Source organism: Azospirillum sp. UENF 111221 (assembly GCF_058780625.1).
Map to the genome: position 1 here is coordinate 312,552 of NZ_JBSNCH010000005.1, position 21,101 is coordinate 333,652.

Consider the following 21,101-nt stretch of genomic DNA (forward strand, 5'->3'; position numbering starts at 1 on the left):
GCTGCCTTTTTTATGGGCTGCCTTTTTGATGGGTTGCCACCCGTTTTGACTTTGTGACTCAATCCGATCCGCCTGCCGGATCGCTTGGAAGGAAGAGGGCGCAACATGGCCGAGATTACCGCCTCGCTCGTCAAGGAACTGCGCGAGAAGACCGGCGCGGGCATGATGGACTGCAAGAAGGCGCTGAACGAGACGCAGGGCGACCTCGAGGGCGCCGTCGACTGGCTGCGCAAGAAGGGCCTCGCCGCCGCCGCCAAGAAGTCGGGCCGCGTCGCCGCCGAAGGTCTGGTCGCCGTCGCCACCGCCGGCACCAAGGGTGCCGTCGTCGAGGTGAACGCCGAGACCGACTTCGTCGCCCGCAACGACAAGTTCCAGGCTTTCGCCGCCAAGTCCGCCGAGCTGGCCCTGGCCACCGGTGGCGATGTCGAGACCCTGAAGGCCGCCGCCTATCCGGGCACCTCGCACACCGCCCAGGACGAGCTGACCAGCCTGATCGCCACGGTCGGCGAGAACATGAACCTGCGCCGCGCCGTCACGCTGTCGGTTTCGGCCGGTGTCGTCGTCAGCTACGTCCACTCGGCCATCGCGCCGGGCCTGGGCAAGATCGGCGTTCTGGTCGCCCTGGAGTCGACCGGCGATGCCGGCAAGCTGGCCGACCTTGGCAAGCAGATCGCCATGCACATCGCCGCCGCCCGTCCGGACGCGCTGGACATCGCCGACGTCGACAGCTCGTCGCTGGAGCGTGAGCGCAGCGTGCTGGCCGAGCAGGCCCGTGCTTCGGGCAAGCCGGAAGCCATCATCGAGAAGATGGTGGAAGGCCGCGTCCGCAAGTACTACGAGGAAGTCTGCCTGCTGGAGCAGACCTATGTGATCGACGGCGAGACCAAGCTCCGCAAGGTGGTTGAGAACGCCGCCAAGGACATCGGCGCCCCGGTCAAGGTCACCGGCTTCACCCGCTTCGCGCTGGGCGAAGGCATCGAGAAGGCCCAGTCGGACTTCGCCGCCGAAGTTGCCGCCGCCGCCGGCGGTCAGGGCTGAGACCGGCAAGGTCGAACGCTTAGATCCGCAAGCCGTATTCTGAAACAGCAAGGGAGCGTTCCCCCCATGGTCGATACCACCGGGACCACCACGCCGGCCGGGAGCGCCCGCTACAAGCGCGTTCTCCTCAAGGTGTCGGGCGAAGCGCTGATGGGTCAGCGCGACTATGGCCTGGACCCGGAGATGGTCAACCGCATCGCCAACGAGGTGAAGGCGGTGATCGGGCTCGGCGTCCAGGTCTGTCTGGTCATCGGCGGGGGGAACATCTTCCGGGGTGTGAAGGGTGCGGCGAGCGGCATGGAGCGTGCCTCGGCCGACTATATCGGCATGCTCGCCACCGTGATGAACGCGCTCTCGATGCAGAGCGCGCTCGAGCGGATGGGCGTCAGCACGCGGGTGCAGTCGGCCATCCCCATGTCGACGGTCTGCGAGCCCTACATCCGGCGCCGCGCCGTCCGCCACATGGAAAAAGGCCGGGTGGTGATCTTCGCCGCCGGCACCGGCAATCCCTTCTTCACCACCGACACCGCTGCGGCGCTGCGCGCCTCGGAAATGGGTTGTGACGGTCTGCTGAAGGGGACGCAGGTCGATGGCGTCTATACCGCCGATCCGAAGAAGGATCCGACGGCCGAGCATTACGAACGCCTCACCTACATGGATGTCCTGACCAAGGAACTCCAGGTGATGGACGCTTCGGCGATCGCGCTGTCGCGCGAGAACCACATTCCCATTCTGGTCTTCTCGATCCACACGCCCGGCGCCTTCGCCGAAGTGATGCAGGGCCGTGGCAAGCACACCATCATAACGGAAGAAAGGGAGTAGGCCCGTGGCTGCGCCCGACCTATCGGATCTGAAGCGCCGCATGGAAGGCGCGCTTGAACTCGTTTCGCAAGGAACTGGGCGGCCTCCGTACCGGCCGCGCCTCTTCCAACCTGCTGGAACCGGTGATGGTGGAGGCCTATGGCAGCCGCATGCACCTGCGCGAGGTCGCGACGGTCTCCGTTCCGGAGCCTCGCCTGATCTCGGTCCAGGTCTGGGACCGCGGCATGACCAAGGCGGTCGAGAAGGCCATCCGCGACAGTGGACTGGGCCTGAACCCGCAGGCCGAAGGCCAGGTTATCCGCGTGCCGCTGCCGGATCTGACGCAGGAGCGCCGCGCCGAACTGGCGAAGGTCGCCCACAAGTATGCCGAGCAGTGCCGGGTCGCCATCCGCAACATCCGTCGCGACGGCATGGACGGCCTGAAGAAGGCGGAGAAGGCGAGCGAGATCACCCAGGACGAGCACAAGGTCCAATCGGACAAGGTGCAGGTTCTGACCGACCAGCACATCAAGCTGGTCGACGATTCGCTTGCGCAAAAAGAAAAGGAAATCATGCAGGTCTGATCCGGAATGCGCGACGCGGACGACAACCGGTCCAACACGGCTCCTGGGCACGTCGCCATCATCATGGATGGCAATGGGCGCTGGGCCAAGGCGCGCGGCTTGCCGCGCACCGCCGGGCACAAGAAGGGCGTGGACGCCGTCCGCCGCACCGTGGAAGCGGCGCGCGAACTTGGCATCGGCACTCTGACCATCTTCAGCTTCTCCTCGGAGAACTGGCGCAGGCCGGAAGAGGAGATCAGCGACCTGATGGGCCTGCTGCGCTTCTATCTGCGCAGCGAGGTTGCCGAACTGCACCGCGGCGGTGTCCGCCTGCGGGTGATCGGCGACCGGACCCGCCTGTCCGAGGACATCAACCGGCTGATCGACAATGCCGAGGCATTGACCCGCGACAACCGGACCATGACCCTCGTCGTGGCTCTCAGCTATGGTTCGCGCCTGGAGATCGTCCATGCGGCGCGCCGGCTTGCGGAAGAGGTCGCTGCCGGCCGCCTCTCGCCGGAGTCCATCGACGAGGACGCGCTGTCGGCCCGGCTCTACACGTCCGACATTCCCGACCCCGACCTGATCATCCGCACCAGCGGCGAGAAACGGATCAGCAATTTCCTGCTCTGGCAGGCGGCCTATGCCGAGTTGGTCTTCGTCGATACGCTCTGGCCCGATTTCACCAAGCGCGATCTGGAGGCGGCGATTGAAGAGTTCCACCGACGGGAACGCCGCTTCGGCGCCACCACCGCCGGGTCCCGCTGACAGCGCGGCGCCCGCCGCCGCGGCTCCGGTCAAGCCATCCAAGACAGGCGACCTCAAGGTCCGTGTCCTGTCGGCGCTGGTCATGGCGCCGGTTGTTCTTGGCGCCGTCTGGGCCGGCGGCTGGGTATTCCATGCCCTGATCGCCTTCGGATCGGTGATTGCCGTTTCCGAATGGACCAGCATCGTTCCCAGTTCCCGCCGGCTTCCCGCACGCCTGATGGCGAGCATCGGAATCCTGGTTGCGCTGATGGTGCAGATCGTCGCCGGTCCGGCTGCCGGGTTGGGAGCGGCGGCTGCCTTCGCGGTTTTGACCGCCATCGTCGGCGGCGGCTCCGACCGCGGCCTGCTCGGCTTCGGTGTGCTGTATGTCGCAGTCGGGATGGCCGGCCTGATGTGGCTGCGCGATCTGCCCGACAGCGGGCTCTCCCTGTTCCTCTTCGTCCTCATTGCCATCTGGGCTACCGATATCGGCGCCTACGCCGCCGGGCGCAGCATCGGCGGCCCGAAGCTGGCGCCGCGCATCAGCCCCAAGAAGACCTGGGCCGGCCTGATCGGCGGCATGGCTGCGTCCGCCCTGTTCGGCTGGCTGGTGGCGCTCGCCTTCGGGGCGGCACGTCCCGACATCGCTCTGGCGGTCGGCGCGGCCACCGCCGTGGTCGGGCAGGCCGGCGACCTGTTCGAATCGGCGGTCAAGCGGCGCTACAATGTGAAGGACAGCGGCCAGCTCATTCCCGGGCATGGCGGCATCCTCGACCGCATCGACGGGCTTCTGGCCGCTGCCCCGGTGCTGGCCTTGTTCCACGCGGCCGTTGGATCGGTTCTGTCATGGTGGTGAAAGCGGATGCGCCGCGCAGCGTGACGATTCTCGGGTCGACCGGCTCGGTCGGCACGCAAACCGTCGACCTCGTCTCCCGCGACCCGGAGCGCTTCCCGGTTGAGGCGCTGACCGCCAACCGCAACGTCACCCTTCTGGCGCAGCAGGCGCGGCAGTTGAATGCCCGCATGGCCGTGGTCGCCGATCCTGCTGCCTATGCCGAGTTGAAGCAGCTTCTATCCGGTACCGGCATCGAGGTCGCCGCCGGCTCCGAAGCGGTCGCCGCCGCGGCGGAACGGCCGGCCGACTGGGTGATGGCCGCCATCGTCGGCGCCGCCGGTCTGGAGCCGACGCTCGCCGCCATCCGGCGCGGCGCCATCGTCGCCTTCGCCAACAAGGAGGTGCTGGTCTGCGCCGGCGCCCTGATGATGGAGGAGGTCAAGGCGCACGGCGCTACGCTTCTGCCGGTCGACAGCGAGCACTCGGCGATCTACCAGGTCTTCGATTTCGAGCGCACCGACAGCGTTTCCCGCCTGATCCTGACCGCATCCGGCGGTCCCTTCCGCGCCAAGGACCGCGCCTTCATGGCGGCGGCGACGCGCGAGCAGGCGGTGGCCCATCCCACCTGGGACATGGGCGCCAAGATCTCGGTCGACAGCGCCACGATGATGAACAAGGGGCTGGAGCTGATCGAGGCCCATTTCCTGTTCGGCATTCCCGAAGAGCGCATCGATGTGCTGGTCCACCCGCAGTCGGTCATCCACTCCCTGGTGGAGTATGTCGACGGCTCGGTGCTGGCGCAGCTCGGCACGCCCGACATGCGCACGCCCATCGCCTATGCCCTCGGCTGGCCCGCCCGCATTGCCACCCCGGCGGAGCGGCTGGATCTGGTCAAGGCCGCGACGCTGACCTTCGAGGCGCCGGATCCCGTGCAATTCCCGGCACTTCGGCTGGCCCGGGCTGCCTTGCAAAGCGGTGGGGGCGCTCCTACTATACTCAGTGCCGCCAACGAGGTGGCCGTCCAGGCGTTTCTCGACCGCCGGATCGGCTTTCTCGACATCGAACGGATCGTCGAGGAGACGTTGACGGCGTTGCCCCACCGCCCGCTGCGCGATCTCGCCGCCGTGCGGGAGGCCGACGCGGATGCGAGGCGGGATGCCGCCGGCCGTGTTGCGGCCATCGGTGCGACGGCGGTTGGCAGCCGATGATCCGTGTTCGAGGCGCTGGAAGGCGCAAGGGTTGAAATGGACGTTATCGGCGGTTTCTGGACCTCGGTGTTGGCCTTCCTTCTGGTCCTCACCGTGCTCGTGTTCGTGCACGAGCTTGGTCACTATCTGGTCGCGCGGCGCAATGGCGTGCGGATCGAGACCTTCTCCATCGGCTTCGGGCCGGAGATCTTCGGCTTTACCGACCGTGCCGGCACGCGCTGGAAGTTCAGCGCTCTGCCGCTCGGCGGCTACGTCAAGATGTTCGGCGACGCCGATCCGGCCAGCACGCCGGGCGCGCATCTGACCGCAATGTCAGCGGAGGAGCGTGCGGTCTCCTTCCACCACAAGCGGGTGGGGCAGCGCGCGGCCATCGTCGCTGCCGGTCCGATTGCCAATTTCGTCTTTTCCATCGTCGTGCTGGCCCTGCTGTTCATGACGGCCGGCCAGTCCTTCACCCCGCCTGACGTCGGCGGCATCCAGCCAGGCAGTGCCGCGGAGCGGGCCGGCATCCAGCCGGGCGACCTGATCCTGTCGGTCGACGGCACCGGCGTCCAGCGATTCGAGGAAATCCGCCAGATCGTTTCGATCCGTCCCGGCCAGCCGCTGGCGGTCGAGTTGAAGCGCGATGGCCGGGTGATGACCCTGACCGCGACGCCGGATTCGCAGACCGTCACCGACCAACTCGGCAACGCCCATCAGATCGGGCTGCTCGGGATCAGCCGCGGCAGCGTCGGTATGATGCGCCACGATCCCCTGACCGCCGTCTGGCAGGCGGGACGAGAAGTCGCAGGCATGATCACCGGCACCTTCACCGCGCTGGGCCAGATGGTCCAGGGATCGCGCGGGACGGAGGAGCTGGGCGGGCCGCTCCGCATCGCCCAGATGTCGGGCGAGGTGGCCCAGTCCGGCTGGTATCCGCTGGTTTGGTTCATGACCTTCCTGTCGGTCAATCTGGGGCTGATCAACCTGTTCCCGGTCCCGATGCTCGATGGCGGACACCTGCTTTTTTACGGGATCGAAAAGCTGCTCGGCCGGCCGTTGGGAGCGCGAGCGCAAGAATACGGTTTCCGAATTGGATTGGCCTTGGTATTAACGCTCATGGTCTTCGCCACGTGGAACGACTTGGTTCAGTTGCGCGTGGTCGATTTCTTCCGGGGACTGGTTTCCTAAAGCCAGCCCCTTGCCAGGGAGCGTGATTTGCCGGTGTCGAGCAAAGTTCTGGTGGCGGGCCTGCTGGCCGGCTGCGCCATGACGACGGTGTCTGTCGCCCACGCCCAAACCGCATCCTCGCCCGGACGGGCGACGGGTGCCACGGGGTCCATGGTCGCCCAGGTGTTCAGTGGCGGTACGGTGCGCGACATCCGGGTCGAAGGCACCCAGCGAATCGAGCCCTCCACGGTCCGCTCCTATCTGACGATCCAGCCGGGCGACCCGTTCGATCCCGACCGGATCGATCAGTCGTTGAAGTCGCTGTTCAACACCGGCCTGTTCGCCGACGTCGTGCTGAAGCGCGAGGGCGATGCACTGGTCGTGACGGTCGCCGAAAACCCGATCATCAATCGCATCGCGTTCGAGGGGAACCGGCGCATCGACAAGGAGACGCTGGATAAGGAAATCCAGCTGCGTCCCCGCGTCGTCTACACGCGCACCCGTGTCCAGTCCGACGTCCAGCGCATCCAGGACATCTATCGCCGCCAGGGCCGCTTCGGCGCGACGGTCGAGCCGAAGATCATCCAGCTCGACCAGAACCGCGTTGATCTGGTGTTCGAGATCAACGAGGGCGTGCGCACCGGTGTGCGCGGCATCACCTTCATCGGCAACGAACATTTCTCGGACGGCACCCTGCGAGAGAACGTCCAGACGAAGGAATCGGCCTGGTGGCGCTTCCTGACGTCGGATGACAATTACGATCCCGACCGGTTGAGCTACGACCGCGACCTGCTGCGCCGATTCTATCTGAAGGAAGGCTATGCCGACTTCCGCGTGGTGTCTGCGGTCGCCGAGTTGACGCCGGACAAGTCGGACTTTTTCATCACCTTCACCATCGAGGAAGGTGAGCGTTACAAATTCGGCAAGGTCGACATCAACACCTCGCTGAAGCAGCTCGATCCGGCCGTTCTGCAGAACAGCGTGCTCACCACCGAGGGCGATTGGTACAACGCCCAGAAGGTTGAAGACACCATCACCAAGCTGACGAACGCTGTCGGCGATCTGCAATACGCTTTCGTCGATGTCCGGCCGCGGATCACGCGCAACCGCGAAACCCACACGATCGACATCACCTACGAGATCAACGAAGGGCCGCGCACCTTCGTCGACCGCATCGACATCTCGGGCAACGTCCGCACGCTCGACAAGGTGATCCGTCGCGAGATGCTGCTGTCCGAAGGCGACCCCTTCAACTCCTCGAAGTTGAAGCGCTCGGAACAGCGCATCAAGGATCTTGGTTTCTTCGAGCGCGTGAACATCACGACCGCCGAGAGCAGCGCGCCCGACCGCACCGTGGTCAATGTCGATGTCGCAGAGCAATCCACCGGTGAAATCTCCATCGGTGCCGGCTTCTCGACCTCCGACGGTCCGCTGGGTGACTTCTCGATCCGCGAGCGCAACCTGCTTGGCCGCGGTCAGGATCTGCGTCTGGGTGCGACCCTGTCGGGCCGGCGCCAGCTGTACGATATCTCCTTCACGGAGCCGTACTTCATGGACCGCGACCTGTCGGCCGGCGTCGACGTGTTCCGGACACGCTACAACTACCAGGATGAAAGCTCGTTCAACGAGAAGAACACCGGATTCGCCCTGCGCCTCGGCTATCCGCTGACCGAGCGCCTGCGCCAGCGCGTCTACTACCAGCTGCAGGACACGCTGATCGAGGAAGTGCCGACGACCGCGTCGAAGTACATCCAGGAGCAGCGCGGCGAACGGCTGACCTCGCTGATCGGCCAGGAGCTGACCTACGACGTCCGCAACAGCAAGCTGACGCCGACGGAAGGTTATTTCATCCGCCTGACCAACGACATTGCCGGCCTCGGCGGCTCGGTGCGCTTCCTGCGGAACAAGCTGGCCGGTGGATACTATCTGCCGCTCGGCGATGACCAGTGGGTGCTCAGCACGACCGGTGAGATCGGCTACATCCACGGTCTCGGCAAGAAGGTGGATCTCGGCGACCGCTTCTTCATCGGCGGCGATACCCTGCGCGGCTTCAACACCGCCGGCATCGGCCCCCGCGACGTTTCGACCGGCGACGCGCTGGGTGGTACGCGCTATGCCCGTGCGTCGGTGGAGATGAGCTTCCCGTTCGGCCTGCCGGAGGAATTCGGCCTGCTCGGGCATGCCTTCACCGACGTCGGCACCCTCGGCAAGGTCGACATCGAAGATCCGAACGTGAAGGATGACGAGAGCATCCGCGTTTCCATCGGCACCGGTGTGTCGTGGAAGTCGCCGTTCGGCCCCATCCGGCTCGACGTTGCGCTGCCGATCCGCAAGGAAGGCTACGACAAGAAAGAGCTCGTCCGCTTCAGCTTCGGAACCAGGTTCTAAGATGCAATCCACGCTGTCCAAGACGCGGCTTCGCGTCGCCCTTCTGTCGGTCGTCACGGCTGCCGGTCTCGTTCTTACCGCAGGTGCTGTTCAGGCCCAGTCGGCGCCCAAGGCCGAGGCTCCCAAGGCGGAAGCTCCCAAGACCGATGTGCCGGCGCCGGGTGCGGAGCTGAAGGCTCCGGTCATTGCCGTGATCGACGTGCAGAAGATCATGCAGGAATCGAACGCGTCGAAGGGCATCACCAAGTCCTTCGAATCGCTGCGCGACTCCTACCAGAAGGAAATCTCCGCGCTGGAGGACAAGCTCCGCAAGAACGAGGACGAACTGCGCAAGCAGCAGACCGTTCTTTCGCCGGAAGCGCTCGCTACCAAGCGCCGCGACTTTGAAAAGCAGGTCGCCGACGTCCAGAAGACGGTGCAGACCCGCAAGCGCGCCCTGGAAACCAGCCTGAACGAGGCGATGGCCGTCGTTCACAAGACGATGGTCGAAGTGGTCGCCGACATTTCCCGTGAGCGGGGTGCCAATCTCGTCCTGGCCCGCCAGCAGTTCGTTCTGGTCGACACTCAACTCGACGTTACCGACATGGTGATGGAGCGGGTGAACAAGAAGCTGCCGCAGGTTGCACTGAACGTTCCGAAGCAGTGATGCAACTCTGACCGGGGCCGCTGCCATCCCGGGTGGAAGGCGGCGGCCCCGTTCTGTTTCCGGTCTCGGTGCTCTTCCGGGTTCGGCGTTGCGGTCGCCGCGGAAATGGGGCAAGAAGGCGGAGCAAACAAGAAGGTGCCGGTGGCCCCCATCGGGGCGGCGGTGCCCATTCCCTGAAACGGGGAAAACTGAACTCTATCGGTTGGTGGAAAGGCGGGCGGCCGGGCAATGGACGTGACGGCGGACAACAGCGCACAAAGCAACAAGATCGACGACATCGACATCCTGCGGATCATGAAGATGATTCCGCATCGCTACCCGATCCTGATGATCGACCGGGTGATCGATGTCACGCTGGGCGAAGGCGCCACCGGCGTGAAAAACGTCACGATCAACGAACCCTTCTTCCAGGGGCATTTCCCGTCGCGTCCCGTGATGCCGGGCGTGCTGATCATCGAGGCGATGGCCCAGACCTCCGCCGTTCTGGTGGTTGCCACGCTGGGTCCGGATGCCGAAGGCAAGCTGGTCTATTTCATGACCGTCGACGAGGCGCGTTTCCGCCGTCCCGTCACCCCCGGCGACACCATCCACATCCACGTCACCAAGCAGCGCCAGCGCGCCAACGTGTGGAAGTTCAAGGGCGAGGCCAAGGTCAACGGCGTCCTCGTCGCCGAAGCCGTCTATTCCGCCATGATTCTGGACGAAAAATGACCGTTACCATCCATCCGTCCGCCATCGTCGATCCCGCGGCCAAGCTGGGGGAAGGGGTCAGCGTCGGCCCCTTCTGCGTCGTTGGTCCCGACGTCACGCTGGGCGATGGCGTTCGGCTGGTTTCGCATGTGGCGGTCGCTGGGCGCACCAGCATCGGTGCGGACACCGTCATCTACCCCTTTGCGTCCATCGGCCATCGCCCGCAGGATCTGAAGTTCCATGGCGAGCCGTCGGAGCTTGTCATCGGTGCCCGCAACCAGATTCGCGAGCATGTGACGATGAACCCGGGCACCGAGGGCGGCGGCATGATCACCCGCGTCGGGGACGACGGGCTGTTCATGATGGGCTCGCATGTGGCCCATGACTGCGTCGTCGGCGATCATGTCATCATGGCCAACAACGCCACCCTGGGCGGCCATGTGACGCTGGGCGACTATGTCATCATCGGCGGGTTGTCGGCGGTGCGCCAGTTCGTGCGCATCGGCTCCCACGCCATGATCGGCGGCATGTCGGGCGTTGAGAACGACGTGATTCCCTTCGGTCTCGTGATGGGCGACCGGGCGCGGCTTGCCGGCCTGAACCTTGTGGGGCTGGAGCGTCGCGGCTTCAAGAAGGACGACATCCACGCCCTGCGTGCAGCCTATCGCATGCTGTTCGGTCCGGAAGGCACCTTCGCCGAGCGGGTCGACGGGGTCGGGCGCGATTTTGGCGAGCGGGCGCTGATTTCGGATGTTCTGTCTTTCATCCGGGCCAAGGAAGCCCGGTCTCTTTGCCAGCCGCGCGAGAGCTGAGGCAGCCGGCCGATGGCCGATACCGCGCAAAGCACAGGATCGCCGGCGGCTGGACCCAAGCTGGCGATCCTCGCCGGCGGCGGCACGCTGCCCGCCCGCATCGCCGAAGCGGTGCGTGGGCAGGGCCGTGAAGTCTTCATCATCGCCTTCGACGGTCATACCGATCCGCAGACGGTCGCGGGGCTTCCGCATCTCTGGAGCCGTTTCGGCGCTGCCGGCACGATCCTGCGCCGCCTTCACGAGGAAGGTGTCGGCGAGGTCGTGCTCGCCGGTCCCGTCAGGCGACCGTCCTTTACCGAACTGATGCCGGATTGGCGCACCGCGCGCTTTCTCGCCCGCGTCGGGACACGCGCTTTGGGCGACGACGGCCTGCTGCGCGCCGTCGTGCGCGAGGTCGAAGAGGACGGGTTCCGTGTGGTCGGTTTGCACGAACTGCTGAAGGATCTGCTGACCGTTGCGGGACCGGTCGGCCGGCTGATGCCCGATGCCGACGCGGAACGCGACATTGCCCGCGGGATCGAGGTTGCCCGTGCCCTTGGCGCGCTCGACGTGGGGCAGGGAGCGGTGGTTCAGCAAGGCATCGTCCTCGCGGTCGAGGCGATTGAGGGGACCGATGCGATGCTTGGCCGCTGCGCCGGAGTGATCCGGCCGGGCCTTGGCGGGGTGTTGGTCAAGGTGAAGAAGCCCCGGCAGGACCGCCGCATCGACCTGCCCACCATGGGTGTCACCACCGTGGAACGTGCTGCGGCCTCGGGGCTGCGTGGCATCGCGGTCGAAGCCGGCGGCAGCCTGCTGGTCGACCGTGCCGCGGTGGCCGAGGCGGCAGACCGTCTTGGCCTGTTCGTCGTCGGCATCGAGATTCCGCAATGACTGCCGGTGACATGGATGACGATGTTGTTGGCGATGCACCGACGCTGTTCCTGATTGCGGGCGAGCCGTCCGGCGATGCGCTTGGCGCCCGGTTGATGGCGGCGGCGAAGCGGCTGACCGGCGGCAAGGTGCGCTTCGTCGGCATCGGCGGCGAGCGGATGACGGCGGAAGGGCTGGTCAGCCTCTTTCCGATGGCGGAGCTGACACTGTTCGGCATTTTCGAACTGCTGCCCCATTTGCCGAACCTGATCCGTCGCATCGACCAGACGGTGGCTGAAATCCTGCGCATGCGTCCCGACGCGGTGGTCGGTATCGACTCGCCCGGATTCACGGTGCGCGTTGCGAAGAAGGTCCGTGCGGCCGATCCGGCAATTCCGTTGGTCCATTACGTGGCTCCGACGGTCTGGGCATGGAAGCCCAAGCGCGCGGCGAAGTATGCGGCCATCTACGATCACCTTCTTGCGGTGCTTCCGTTCGAGCCGCCCTATTTCGAGAAGGAGGGGCTTGCCTGCACCTTCGTCGGCCATTCGGTTGTCGAGGGTCGGGCGGGCAGGGGAGACGGTCCGGGATTCCGGCAACGCCATGGGATTGCCGCGACCGACCGTGTCGTGGCCGTGCTTCCAGGCAGCCGCAAGGGCGAGGTGTCGCGCTTGCTGCCGGATTTCCGAGCGACGTTGGAACTGCTGCGCCCGTCCCATCCCGATCTGGTGGCGGTGGTGCCGACTGTGGCGACGGTGCGCGACCGTGTTGCTGCCGCCATTGCTGACTGGCCGGTCCGAACCCTTCTTGTCGAGGGGGACACGGAGAAATACGACGCCTTCGCCGCGGCGGAGGTGGCGCTTGCCGCTTCCGGGACGGTGGCGTTGGAGTTGGCGCTTGCCCGGCTGCCGACGGTCATCGCCTATCGCCTCAACCCGGTGACGGTCGCGCTCTATCGGCGGCTGATCCGGGTCAAGTATGTGAACCTCGTCAACCTGATGCTCGACCGCATGCTGGTTCCGGAACTGCTGCAACAGGACTGCCGCCCCGATAAGCTGGCGGCCGAAGTGGGGCGCCTGCTGGACGATCCGAAGGCGCGCCAAGTGCAGGTCGACGGCGTCGCCGAGGTTGCCCGCTGGCTGGGGCAGGGAGATATCCCGCCGAGCGAACGGGCCGCGCGCGCCATTCTGGACGTTGTCGCAGAGCACCGCTCGATCAGGCCCCTAGAGGGCAAACCCCGAACGGGAGAACAGAGACCATGAGCGAATTCCGTCTGTTGCATACGATGCTGCGCGTGTTGGATCTGGAGAAGTCGCTGGACTTCTACACCCGGCTGCTGGGTATGAAATTGCTGCGCCGAAACGACTTTGAGGGCGGCCGTTTCACCCTCGCCTTCGTCGGCTATGGCGAAGAGTCCGACACCGCCGTCTTAGAACTGACCCACAACTGGGATCAGAAGGAGCCGTACGAGATCGGCACCGCCTATGGCCACATCGCGCTGGGCGTACCGGACATCTACGGCACCTGCGAGAAGCTGGCGGCCGAAGGCGTGAAAATCCCGCGTCCGCCCGGCCCGATGAAGCACGGAACCACGGTGATCGCCTTCATCGAGGATCCGGACGGCTATAAGGTCGAGCTGATCGAGCGGAAGTGACCGTTCGCGACATTACCGCTTTCGGGAAAGGGCGTGGTCGGTGACGGCCGCGCCCTTTTTCGATGCGGTCGGCTCATCGACAGGAATCCGGCGGAATCGCGTCCGGTAACTTGCCGGGCTGAGGCCCAGCCTTTGCCGGAAATGATGGCGCAGGGTGGAGGCGGAACCGAAGCCGGTCAAGGTCGCGACCTCCTCCACTGGCAGGCTGCTGCATTCCAGCACCTCGCGGGCGCGGGCGAGACGTTCGGTCAGCAGCCAGTCGCCGGGGGTGGTGCCGGTCATCGCCTGAAAGCGGCGCAGAAAGGTCCGCAGGCTCATGCCCGCCCGCGACGCCATGCTGGACAAGCTATGGTCCTCTGCCAGCGTTTCCCGCAGATGGTCGAGCAGGGGGGCCAGGCGCGCACCCTCGCGGGCAATCGGCACGGGCGTTTCGATGAACTGCGCTTGGCCGCCTTCGCGGTGGGGCTGCACCACCAAGCGGCGGGCGACGCTGTTCGCAGCCTCCGGGCCGAAATCGCGACGAACAAGATGCAAGCAGAGGTCGATGCCGGCCGCGCTGCCGGCCGAGGTCAGAATGTTGCCTTCGTCCACATACAGCACATCGGGCACCACCCGGATGTCGGGATAGAGGTCCGCAAGCGCTGCGGCATATCGCCAGTGAGTGGTCGCCCGGCGGCCGTTGAGCAGACCGGATGCGGCGAGAACGAAAGCCCCGGAGCAGATCGACAGGATGCGGGCGCCCCTGGCGTCGGCCTGTCGAAGGGCGGCAGTCAATGCAACGGGAACCGGCTCCAGTGCGCCGCGCCATCCGGGAATGACGATGATGTCGGCTTGGTCGAGCAGGTCGAGACCGCCATCCGCCTCGATGCGGATGCCTCCCATGGCACGCAACGGGCCGTCGTCGAGTGCCGCAACGGCGAAGCGATACCAATCCGGTCCCAACTCCGGACGGGGAAGGCCGAACACCTCGACGGCGACACCGAACTCGAAGGTGCACAGACCGTCATAGGCGAGTGCGACCGCCAGCGGGGAAATGGCTTTTGGCATGAACTGCACGATAGCTGGCAACCGCGCCACTTTCCAGCCGATGCCGTCACAGGGAAGATTGGATCCTCATCATTCATCGGGCAATTGCGAAGAGGATAGCATGGCCAGTCTCGTCAGCGAAATACCCGCCGCTCCTTCCGAACAGGCGGAGGCGCACTTTGCCAGGCGCCTGTCGCTGGAAACCGATTGCTGGGATGTTCACGACTCATCGAAGTCCGGGGCGCCGGATTTCGTCCTGCTCGATGTCCGCGGGCCGGCAGCTTACGCGCGTGGCCATGTGCCGGGTGCCTTGAACCTGCCACATGGCAAGATCACGGAGCGGCGGATGGCCGAGTGGCCTGATGGGACGCTGTTCGTGGTGTATTGCGCCGGCCCCCATTGCAACGGGGCGGATCGTGCGGCATTGCGTCTGGCACGGATCGGGCGGCCGGTCAAACTGATGATCGGCGGCGTGACCGGCTGGATCGACGAAGGCTTCGCGTTGGAAAGCGACGGCTGAGGGACTGCCTCAGACGAAGACGATCCCGGCGATCAGCGCCAGGATCAGCAGATAGACGATCAACCGGCGGACGCGCCAGCCAAGCGGCGCCCGATTGTCGTTGGCCGGCGGGCGCAGACGCACCCGCCGGGCCGGAACGATGTACGCAGTCGGGTCCTGGGCGGCTCCGTTGGAGCCGCCCATTCCGATATGGGCTGTGGGCCGGTTAGCCACGCTCGGCCAGCGGCACGAAGGGCCGCTTCACGTCGCCGGTGTAGAGCTGACGCGGACGGCCGATCTTCTGCACCGGGTCCTCGATCATCTCCTTCCACTGGCTGATCCAGCCGACGGTGCGGGCCAGCGCGAACAGCACGGTGAACATGCTGGTTGGGAAGCCCATCGCCTTCAGGATGATGCCCGAGTAGAAATCGACGTTCGGATAGAGCTTCTTCTCGATGAAGTACTCGTCCGACAGGGCGATCTTCTCCAGCTCCATCGCGATGTCCAGCAGCGGCTCGTCCTTGATGCCGAGCTCGCCGAGAACCTCGTGGCAGGTCTGGCGCATGACCTGGGCGCGCGGGTCGTAGTTCTTGTAGACCCGGTGGCCGAAGCCCATCAGGCGGAAGTTGTCGTTCTTGTCCTTGGCGCGGCGGACGAACTCGGGGATGCGCTCCACCGAGCCGATCTCCTCCAGCATCTTCAGCACGGCTTCGTTCGCACCGCCATGGGCCGGACCCCACAGCGAGGCGATGCCGGCGGCGATGCAGGCGAACGGGTTGGCGCCCGACGAACCCGCCAGACGGACGGTGGAGGTCGAGGCGTTCTGCTCGTGGTCGGCGTGCAGGATGAAGATCTTGTCCATCGCCTTGGACAGGATCGGGTTGACCTTGAACGGCTCGCAGGGCGTGCCGAAGGTCATGTAGAGGAAGTTTTCCGCGTAGGACAGGTCGTTGCGCGGATACATGAAGGGCTGGCCGGTCGAGTACTTGTAGGCCATCGCCGCGATCGTCGGCATCTTGGCGATCAGGCGGTGCGCGGCGATCTTGCGCGCGGTCGGATCGTTGATGTCCAGCGAGTCGTGGTAGAAGGCCGACAGGGCGCCGACGACGCCGCACATGATCGCCATCGGGTGGGCATCACGGCGGAAGCCGCTGTAGAACTTGGTCAGCTGCTCGTGCACCATCGAGTGGCGGCGCAGGATGTTCTCGAACTCCGTGCGCTCGGCCGCGGTCGGCAGGTGGTTGTTGAGCAGGAGGAAGCAGACTTCCGGGAAGGTCGAATGCTCGGCCAGCTCATCGATGGCGTAGCCGCGGTGCAGCAGCACACCCTCGTCGCCGTCGATGTAGGTGATGCCCGATTCGCAGCTGCCCGTGGAGGTGAAGCCCGGATCGTAGGTGAAATAGCCGGTCTCGGCGTAGAGCTTGCGGATGTCGATCACGCTCGGCCCGACGCTGCCGTGCATGATCGGCATCGTGACCTGCTTGCCCGTCTTATTGTCGATGAGGGTAACGGTGTCCTTGCCGTCCTCAGTCTGGGTCATCTCGGCACGTCCTTATCGTTGAGGGTCGGGCTTAGCGCCCTTTTTTCGTCGGCGCAGCATAGTTCCATGGCTGCCCGATGGCAACGCACGGAAATGACCATTATGCTGCACCCGCTGCATCGCGGATGCGAGAAAGCGTCGCTTCCCGACCCAGCAGTTCAGCCACCTCGAAGATCGGCGGCGATACCGTCGAACCGGTCAGCGCGGCGCGCAGCGGCTGCGCCACTTTGCCCAGCTTTTCGCCCCGTGCCTCGGCGAAGGCGCGGACCTGGGATTCGAGCGCGGCGGCGGTGAATTCCGGCTCGGCGGCGAAGGCTGCCGCCAGTTCCTTCAACAGAGTGCGGCCCTTTTCATCCAGCAGAGCGGTTGCTTTTTCGTCATAGCTGAGCGGCCGCGGCGCAACGTAGAAGCGTGCGCTCTGGGCCAGATCGACGACAGTGCGGGCGCGCTGCTTCAGCCCATTCATCGCCCGCGTCAGAAGGTCGCGTTCCGCCTCGGACAGGTTGCGGCCGAGATCGGCCTCCAGCCTCGGGGCGATCAGGCCGAGCAGGCGGGAATCATCGGCCAGACGCATATAATGGGCGTTCAGATTCTCCAGTTTGGCGAAGTCGAAGCGCGACGCCGACCGGCCGATGCTCTCCAGGTTGAACCACTCGATCGCCTGTTCGGTCGAGATGATCTCGTCATCGCCGTGCGACCAGCCGAGCCGCAGCAGATAGTTGCGGACCGCCTCCGGCAGATAGCCCATGTCGCGGTAGGCATCGACGCCCAGCGCGCCATGGCGCTTGGACAGCTTGGCGCCGTCCGGCCCGTGGATGAGCGGGATATGGCCGAAGCGCGGCAGGTCCCAACCCATGGAATTGAAGATCTGGATCTGGCGGAAGGTGTTGGTCAGATGATCGTCGCCGCGGATGACGTGGGTGACGCCCATGTCGTGGTCGTCCACCACCACCGCCAGCAGATAGGTCGGCGTGCCGTCGGCGCGCAGCAGGATCAGGTCGTCGAGCTGGGCGTTCTGCACCGTCACCTCGCCCTGGACGAGGTCGTTCAGGACGGTCTGGCCTTCCTGCGGCGCCTTCAGGCGGATCACCGGTGCCACGCCCGGAGGGGCGTCGGACTCGGGACGGTCACGCCAGCGGCCGTCGTAGCGCATCGGCTGGCCGGCGGCCTTCTGGGCGGCGCGCATCTCCTCCAGCTCTTCCGGGCTGCAATAGCAACGATAGGCCTTGCCGGCGGCCAGCATCTGGTGCGCGACCTCGGCATGACGGTCCTTGCGCCCGAACTGGCTGACGGCATCGCCGTCCCAATCCAGGCCCAGCCACTTCAGCCCGTCGATGATGGCGTCCACCGCCGCGTCGGTGGACCGTTGCCGGTCGGTGTCTTCGATCCGCAGCAGGAACTGACCGCCGGTGTTGCGGGCGTACAGCCAGTTGAACAGGGCGGTGCGGCCACCGCCGATGTGCAGAAAGCCGGTCGGCGACGGAGCGAAGCGGGTGACGACGGTCATCGGTCTCTCAATTTCCGGTTCGGCGCTGGTATGATGCGCCGGTGGTTCGACACCGTGGTTTAACACAGCCACCCGGCTTGGAGGCAATGCGATGCGCGCATGGACGGTCGTTGAGGGGCTCGCGGGTGGCATCGCTGCGCCCGGAATCCGTTACCGGTGACGGCCGCCGGCTGGCCGGAGGAGGAAACCGACGGCCCCCCGGCGCTCGGCGGAGGCTGGCGGCGCCTGCTGGCGCGCGTGGGTGGGCGACTCGTGGCGCTCGCGGAGGCGGAGGGCGAGCGCTGGGTGCTGTGGCTGCCCGTCGCCTTCGGGGCGGGGGTATCGTTCTATTTCGGCCTGCGGCAGGAGCCCGACTGGTGGATTGGCGCGGCTGCGGTCGGCGGCTGCGCGGTGCTGGTTCTGGCGCTGCGGCGATGGTTCGCCATGACCGGTGTGGCGATGGCGCTGTTGATGCTGGCGGCGGGGTTCCTGGTGGCGCAGGCGCACACCATCCGCATGGCGGCACCGGTGCTGAGCCGCAGCATCGCCGGGGCGACCGTCACCGGCCGGGTGATGGCGGTGGAACGGCGGCCGGGCGCGACGCGGATCACACTGCGGGAGGTGAGCGTCAGCAGGCTGGCGCCGGAACGGACGCCGGCCGCCGTGCGCATCCGCCTGTCGGACCGCTTTCCGGCACCAGCGCCCGGGTCGGTGGTGCGGCTGCGGGCGACGCTGCTGCCGCCGCAGGCGCCGGCCGAACCAGGCGCCTTCGACTTCCAGCGGCGGGCCTGGTTCATGGGGCTGGGCGGCACGGGCTTCGCCACCGGTGCGCCGGAACTGGTCGAGGCGCCGCCGGTGACGGGATGGAGCACGGTCGCCATCGCCTTCGAGAAGGCGCGCGGCGCGATTGCCGAGCGGGTGGCGGCAGCCATCGGCGACCCGGTGGAGGCGAGCGTCACCACGGCGCTGCTGAACGGCGAGGAGTTCGGCATCCCGGAAGCGACGATGGACGACTTCCGCAACAGCGGGTTGGCGCATCTGCTGTCGATCTCCGGCCTGCATGTCGGCATCGCCGCCGGCATCCTGTTCTATGTCGTGCGGGCGTTGCTGGCGTCGGTGCCCTACATCGCGCTGCGGTGGCCGATCAAGAAGATCGCCGCGCTGTTCGGCATCCTGTCGGCGCTTGGCTACACGCTCCTGGTCGGGGCGCCGCTGCCGACGGTGCGGTCGGTGCTGATGACCGGCATGGTGATGGGAGCGATCATGCTGGACCGTCACCCGTTGAGCATGCGGCTGGTCGCCTTCGCCGGGCTGGTCACCATGGCGATGGATCCGGAGGGGATGCTGGGCCCGAGCTTCCAGATGTCCTTTGCCGCGGTGGTGGCGCTGATCGCCGCCTTCGAGAAGGGCAGCGCCAGGCTGGCGGACTGGCGGCGCGATGCGGGATGGATCGTGCGCGGGCTGTTCTATGTCGGCGGGATCCTGCTGACCAGCGTGGTGGCGACGCTGGCGACCTTGCCCTTCTCGCTCTTCCATTTCCAGCAGATCGCCTTCTATGGCGTGCTGTCGAACCTGATCGCCATTCCCATCACGTCCTTCTGGGTCATGCCGTGGAGTCTGATCGCCTACGCGCTGCTGCCCTTCGGACTGGAGGCGCCGGCGCTGATCGCCATGAACTGGGGCGACCGGGCGGTGATCTGGACGGCGGAATTCTTCGGCCGTCTCCCCTGGGCTTCGCTGACCGTGCCGGCGATGCCGGCGGAAGGCTTTGCGGTGCTGGTGATGGGAGGGATTCTGGCTCTGTCTTTGGACGCGCTGGTGGCGGTGGCTGGGGATGCTGCCGGTCCTGGCCGGGCTGGCCTCGCCGATGCTGGCGGTGCGGCCGGATGTGCTGGTGGCCGGCGACGGGACGGTGATGGCGGTCAGGCTGCCGGACGGACGACTGAGCGCATCGGTCAAGGGCGGCGGCCGGATGACCGAAACCTGGCGGGAGCGCGATGGCGAGCGGTCGGTGGCCGATCCCTGGCCGGCCGACGGGGGATGGAGCGGGGGAGGGCGGTCGCTGGACTGCGACGCGTTTGGCTGCCTGTACCGGGTGCAGGGAAAGACAGTGGCGTTGCCGCGGCTGCCGGATGCGCTGGACGAGGACTGTGGGGCAGCTGATGCGGTGGTGACGGCGGAGGTGGCGCGGCGCTGCCGGGCGGATCTGGTGGTGGACCGCTGGACCCTGCGCCATGAGGGCGCGCATACGCTGACGGTGACCGCCGAGGGGGTGACGGTGGAGACGGTGCGCGGGCTGCGGGGAGATCGGCCCTGGACCGGAGGAAAGTGAGAGGAACTTGGACATCGCCGATCCCATCCGCCGCGGGGACGGAGGAGAGGATCGGCGGTTGGGCTCGAAAAGCTCAGTACTTGCGCACGAGACCGACCAGCTTGCCCTGCACGCGGACGCGGTCGGCGCCGAAGATGCGGGTTTCATAGGCGGCGTTGGCGGGTTCCAGGGCGATGGTGTTGCCCTTGCGGCGCAGGCGCTTCAGCGTCACTTCGCCCTCGTCCACCAGAGCGACGACGATGGTGCCGTTCTCCGCCGCATCGCAGCGCTGGATGACGATGGTGTCGTGGTCGAGGATGCCGGCCTCGATCATCGAGTCGCCGGAAACCTCCAGCGCATAATGGTCGCCACCGGTCAGCATGGAGGCGGGGACATCGACGAAGGCGCTGTTGTCGCGCAGCGCCTCGATGGGCGTACCGGCGGCGATCCGGCCATAGAGCGGGAGCTGCACCGTCTCGTTCGCGGCGGCCGGCGTCGGTGCGGGGGGAGCGGCGTCGCGGCCGGCGAAGGCGAAATCGCCCTTGATGACGTTGGGCTGGAACTTCGGCTTGGGAGCCGCGGTCCGGTTGCGGGAAGCGTCGAGACCCTCGGGAAGGCGCAGAACCTCCAACGCACGGGCCCGGTGGGGCAGGCGGCGGATGAAGCCGCGCTCCTCGAGCCCGGTGATCAGGCGATGGATACCCGACTTGGACTTCAGGCCCAGGGCGTCCTTCATCTCGTCGAACGACGGCGAGACACCGCCCTGGCCAAGCCGTTCGTGGATGAACAGCAGCAATTCGTGCTGCTTGCGCGTGAGCATGGATGCCTCCCGGCCTCGGCCAGACTGAAGATGGAACAA

The 21,101-nt window shown here is 66.2% G+C and carries 21 protein-coding genes and 1 pseudogene; 17 read left to right on the plus strand and 5 right to left on the minus strand.

Annotation, left to right across the window (positions count from 1 at the left end; genetic code table 11):
- Positions 1 to 105 precede the first annotated feature (105 nt).
- The 14 genes and pseudogenes from tsf to gloA all read left to right on the plus strand — a co-directional run bounded on the left by tsf (position 106) and on the right by gloA (position 13,380).
- Positions 106 to 1,038, plus strand: a complete 933-nt coding sequence (gene tsf / locus ACWPN3_RS15830; RefSeq protein WP_492240448.1) for a translation elongation factor Ts — start codon at positions 106 to 108, stop codon at positions 1,036 to 1,038.
- Between the two features lie 66 nt (positions 1,039 to 1,104).
- Positions 1,105 to 1,860, plus strand: a complete 756-nt coding sequence (gene pyrH / locus ACWPN3_RS15835; RefSeq protein WP_109447368.1) for a UMP kinase — start codon at positions 1,105 to 1,107, stop codon at positions 1,858 to 1,860.
- Positions 1,861 to 1,900: 40 nt separating this feature from the next.
- Positions 1,901 to 2,423, plus strand: a pseudogene (gene frr, locus ACWPN3_RS15840) (ribosome recycling factor).
- Between the two features lie 6 nt (positions 2,424 to 2,429).
- Complete coding sequence (locus tag ACWPN3_RS15845) at positions 2,430 to 3,170, plus strand: isoprenyl transferase (RefSeq protein WP_109447365.1); 741 nt, start codon at positions 2,430 to 2,432, stop codon at positions 3,168 to 3,170.
- Complete coding sequence (locus ACWPN3_RS15850) at positions 3,112 to 4,005, plus strand: phosphatidate cytidylyltransferase (protein ID WP_492240449.1); 894 nt, start codon at positions 3,112 to 3,114, stop codon at positions 4,003 to 4,005. The genes ACWPN3_RS15845 and ACWPN3_RS15850 overlap by 59 nt, the downstream gene beginning before the upstream one ends.
- Entirely contained in the window at positions 3,996 to 5,192 is a 1,197-nt protein-coding gene (locus tag ACWPN3_RS15855) for a 1-deoxy-D-xylulose-5-phosphate reductoisomerase (RefSeq protein WP_492261568.1), read from the plus strand. The genes ACWPN3_RS15850 and ACWPN3_RS15855 overlap by 10 nt, the downstream gene beginning before the upstream one ends.
- Positions 5,193 to 5,228: 36 nt before the next feature.
- On the plus strand, positions 5,229 to 6,362 hold the full coding sequence (gene rseP / locus ACWPN3_RS15860) for an RIP metalloprotease RseP (RefSeq protein WP_492240451.1): 1,134 nt from the start codon (positions 5,229 to 5,231) through the stop codon (positions 6,360 to 6,362).
- 27 nt (positions 6,363 to 6,389) lie between these two features.
- A complete protein-coding gene (gene bamA / locus ACWPN3_RS15865) occupies positions 6,390 to 8,729 on the plus strand; it encodes an outer membrane protein assembly factor BamA (RefSeq protein WP_492261569.1) in 2,340 nt (779 codons plus the stop codon).
- Between the two features lies 1 nt (position 8,730).
- A complete protein-coding gene (locus tag ACWPN3_RS15870) occupies positions 8,731 to 9,375 on the plus strand; it encodes an OmpH/Skp family outer membrane protein (protein WP_492261570.1) in 645 nt (214 codons plus the stop codon).
- A gap of 228 nt (positions 9,376 to 9,603) precedes the next feature.
- Positions 9,604 to 10,086 carry a 3-hydroxyacyl-ACP dehydratase FabZ gene (fabZ, locus tag ACWPN3_RS15875; protein WP_109447354.1) on the plus strand — a complete coding sequence of 161 codons (483 nt, stop codon included), beginning with the start codon at positions 9,604 to 9,606 and terminating at the stop codon, positions 10,084 to 10,086.
- Complete coding sequence (gene lpxA, locus ACWPN3_RS15880; protein ID WP_492240453.1) at positions 10,083 to 10,877, plus strand: acyl-ACP--UDP-N-acetylglucosamine O-acyltransferase; 795 nt, start codon at positions 10,083 to 10,085, stop codon at positions 10,875 to 10,877. The genes fabZ and lpxA overlap by 4 nt, the downstream gene beginning before the upstream one ends.
- Before the next feature lie 12 nt (positions 10,878 to 10,889).
- Positions 10,890 to 11,747: an LpxI family protein gene (locus ACWPN3_RS15885; RefSeq protein WP_109447350.1), complete on the plus strand. Its 858-nt coding sequence runs from the start codon at positions 10,890 to 10,892 to the stop codon at positions 11,745 to 11,747.
- Between the two features lie 11 nt (positions 11,748 to 11,758).
- Entirely contained in the window at positions 11,759 to 12,988 is a 1,230-nt protein-coding gene (gene lpxB, locus ACWPN3_RS15890) for a lipid-A-disaccharide synthase (protein ID WP_492240454.1), read from the plus strand.
- Positions 12,985 to 13,380 carry a lactoylglutathione lyase gene (gene gloA, locus ACWPN3_RS15895; RefSeq protein WP_098739969.1) on the plus strand — a complete coding sequence of 132 codons (396 nt, stop codon included), beginning with the start codon at positions 12,985 to 12,987 and terminating at the stop codon, positions 13,378 to 13,380. The genes lpxB and gloA overlap by 4 nt, the downstream gene beginning before the upstream one ends.
- A gap of 12 nt (positions 13,381 to 13,392) precedes the next feature.
- Here the strand turns inward: gloA and ftrA are convergent, their stop codons facing one another.
- Positions 13,393 to 14,457 carry a transcriptional regulator FtrA gene (gene ftrA / locus ACWPN3_RS15900; RefSeq protein WP_492261571.1) on the minus strand — a complete coding sequence of 355 codons (1,065 nt, stop codon included), beginning with the start codon at positions 14,455 to 14,457 and terminating at the stop codon, positions 13,393 to 13,395.
- A gap of 70 nt (positions 14,458 to 14,527) precedes the next feature.
- Between ftrA and ACWPN3_RS15905 the strand changes: the two genes are divergently transcribed.
- Positions 14,528 to 14,926: a rhodanese-like domain-containing protein gene (locus tag ACWPN3_RS15905; RefSeq protein WP_492261572.1), complete on the plus strand. Its 399-nt coding sequence runs from the start codon at positions 14,528 to 14,530 to the stop codon at positions 14,924 to 14,926.
- 9 nt (positions 14,927 to 14,935) lie between these two features.
- Here ACWPN3_RS15905 and ACWPN3_RS15910 read toward each other — a convergent pair whose 3' ends face one another.
- The 3 genes from ACWPN3_RS15910 to gltX form a co-directional block, all read right to left on the minus strand.
- Positions 14,936 to 15,109, minus strand: coding sequence for a hypothetical protein (locus tag ACWPN3_RS15910; RefSeq protein WP_158285394.1), 174 nt, complete (start codon positions 15,107 to 15,109; stop codon positions 14,936 to 14,938).
- Between the two features lie 22 nt (positions 15,110 to 15,131).
- On the minus strand, positions 15,132 to 16,445 hold the full coding sequence (gltA, locus tag ACWPN3_RS15915) for a citrate synthase (RefSeq protein ID WP_174469813.1): 1,314 nt from the start codon (positions 16,443 to 16,445) through the stop codon (positions 15,132 to 15,134).
- Between the two features lie 100 nt (positions 16,446 to 16,545).
- A complete protein-coding gene (gltX, locus tag ACWPN3_RS15920; protein WP_492240457.1) occupies positions 16,546 to 17,952 on the minus strand; it encodes a glutamate--tRNA ligase in 1,407 nt (468 codons plus the stop codon).
- 156 nt (positions 17,953 to 18,108) lie between these two features.
- Between gltX and ACWPN3_RS15925 the strand changes: the two genes are divergently transcribed.
- A complete protein-coding gene (locus ACWPN3_RS15925) occupies positions 18,109 to 20,094 on the plus strand; it encodes a ComEC/Rec2 family competence protein (RefSeq protein WP_492261573.1) in 1,986 nt (661 codons plus the stop codon).
- Positions 20,048 to 20,263: a hypothetical protein gene (locus ACWPN3_RS15930; protein WP_492261574.1), complete on the plus strand. Its 216-nt coding sequence runs from the start codon at positions 20,048 to 20,050 to the stop codon at positions 20,261 to 20,263. The genes ACWPN3_RS15925 and ACWPN3_RS15930 overlap by 47 nt, the downstream gene beginning before the upstream one ends.
- Positions 20,264 to 20,336: 73 nt before the next feature.
- On the opposite strand, the gene lexA is transcribed toward ACWPN3_RS15930, so the two are convergent.
- On the minus strand, positions 20,337 to 21,062 hold the full coding sequence (lexA, locus tag ACWPN3_RS15935) for a transcriptional repressor LexA (RefSeq protein ID WP_109096268.1): 726 nt from the start codon (positions 21,060 to 21,062) through the stop codon (positions 20,337 to 20,339).
- Positions 21,063 to 21,101: the final 39 nt, after the last annotated feature.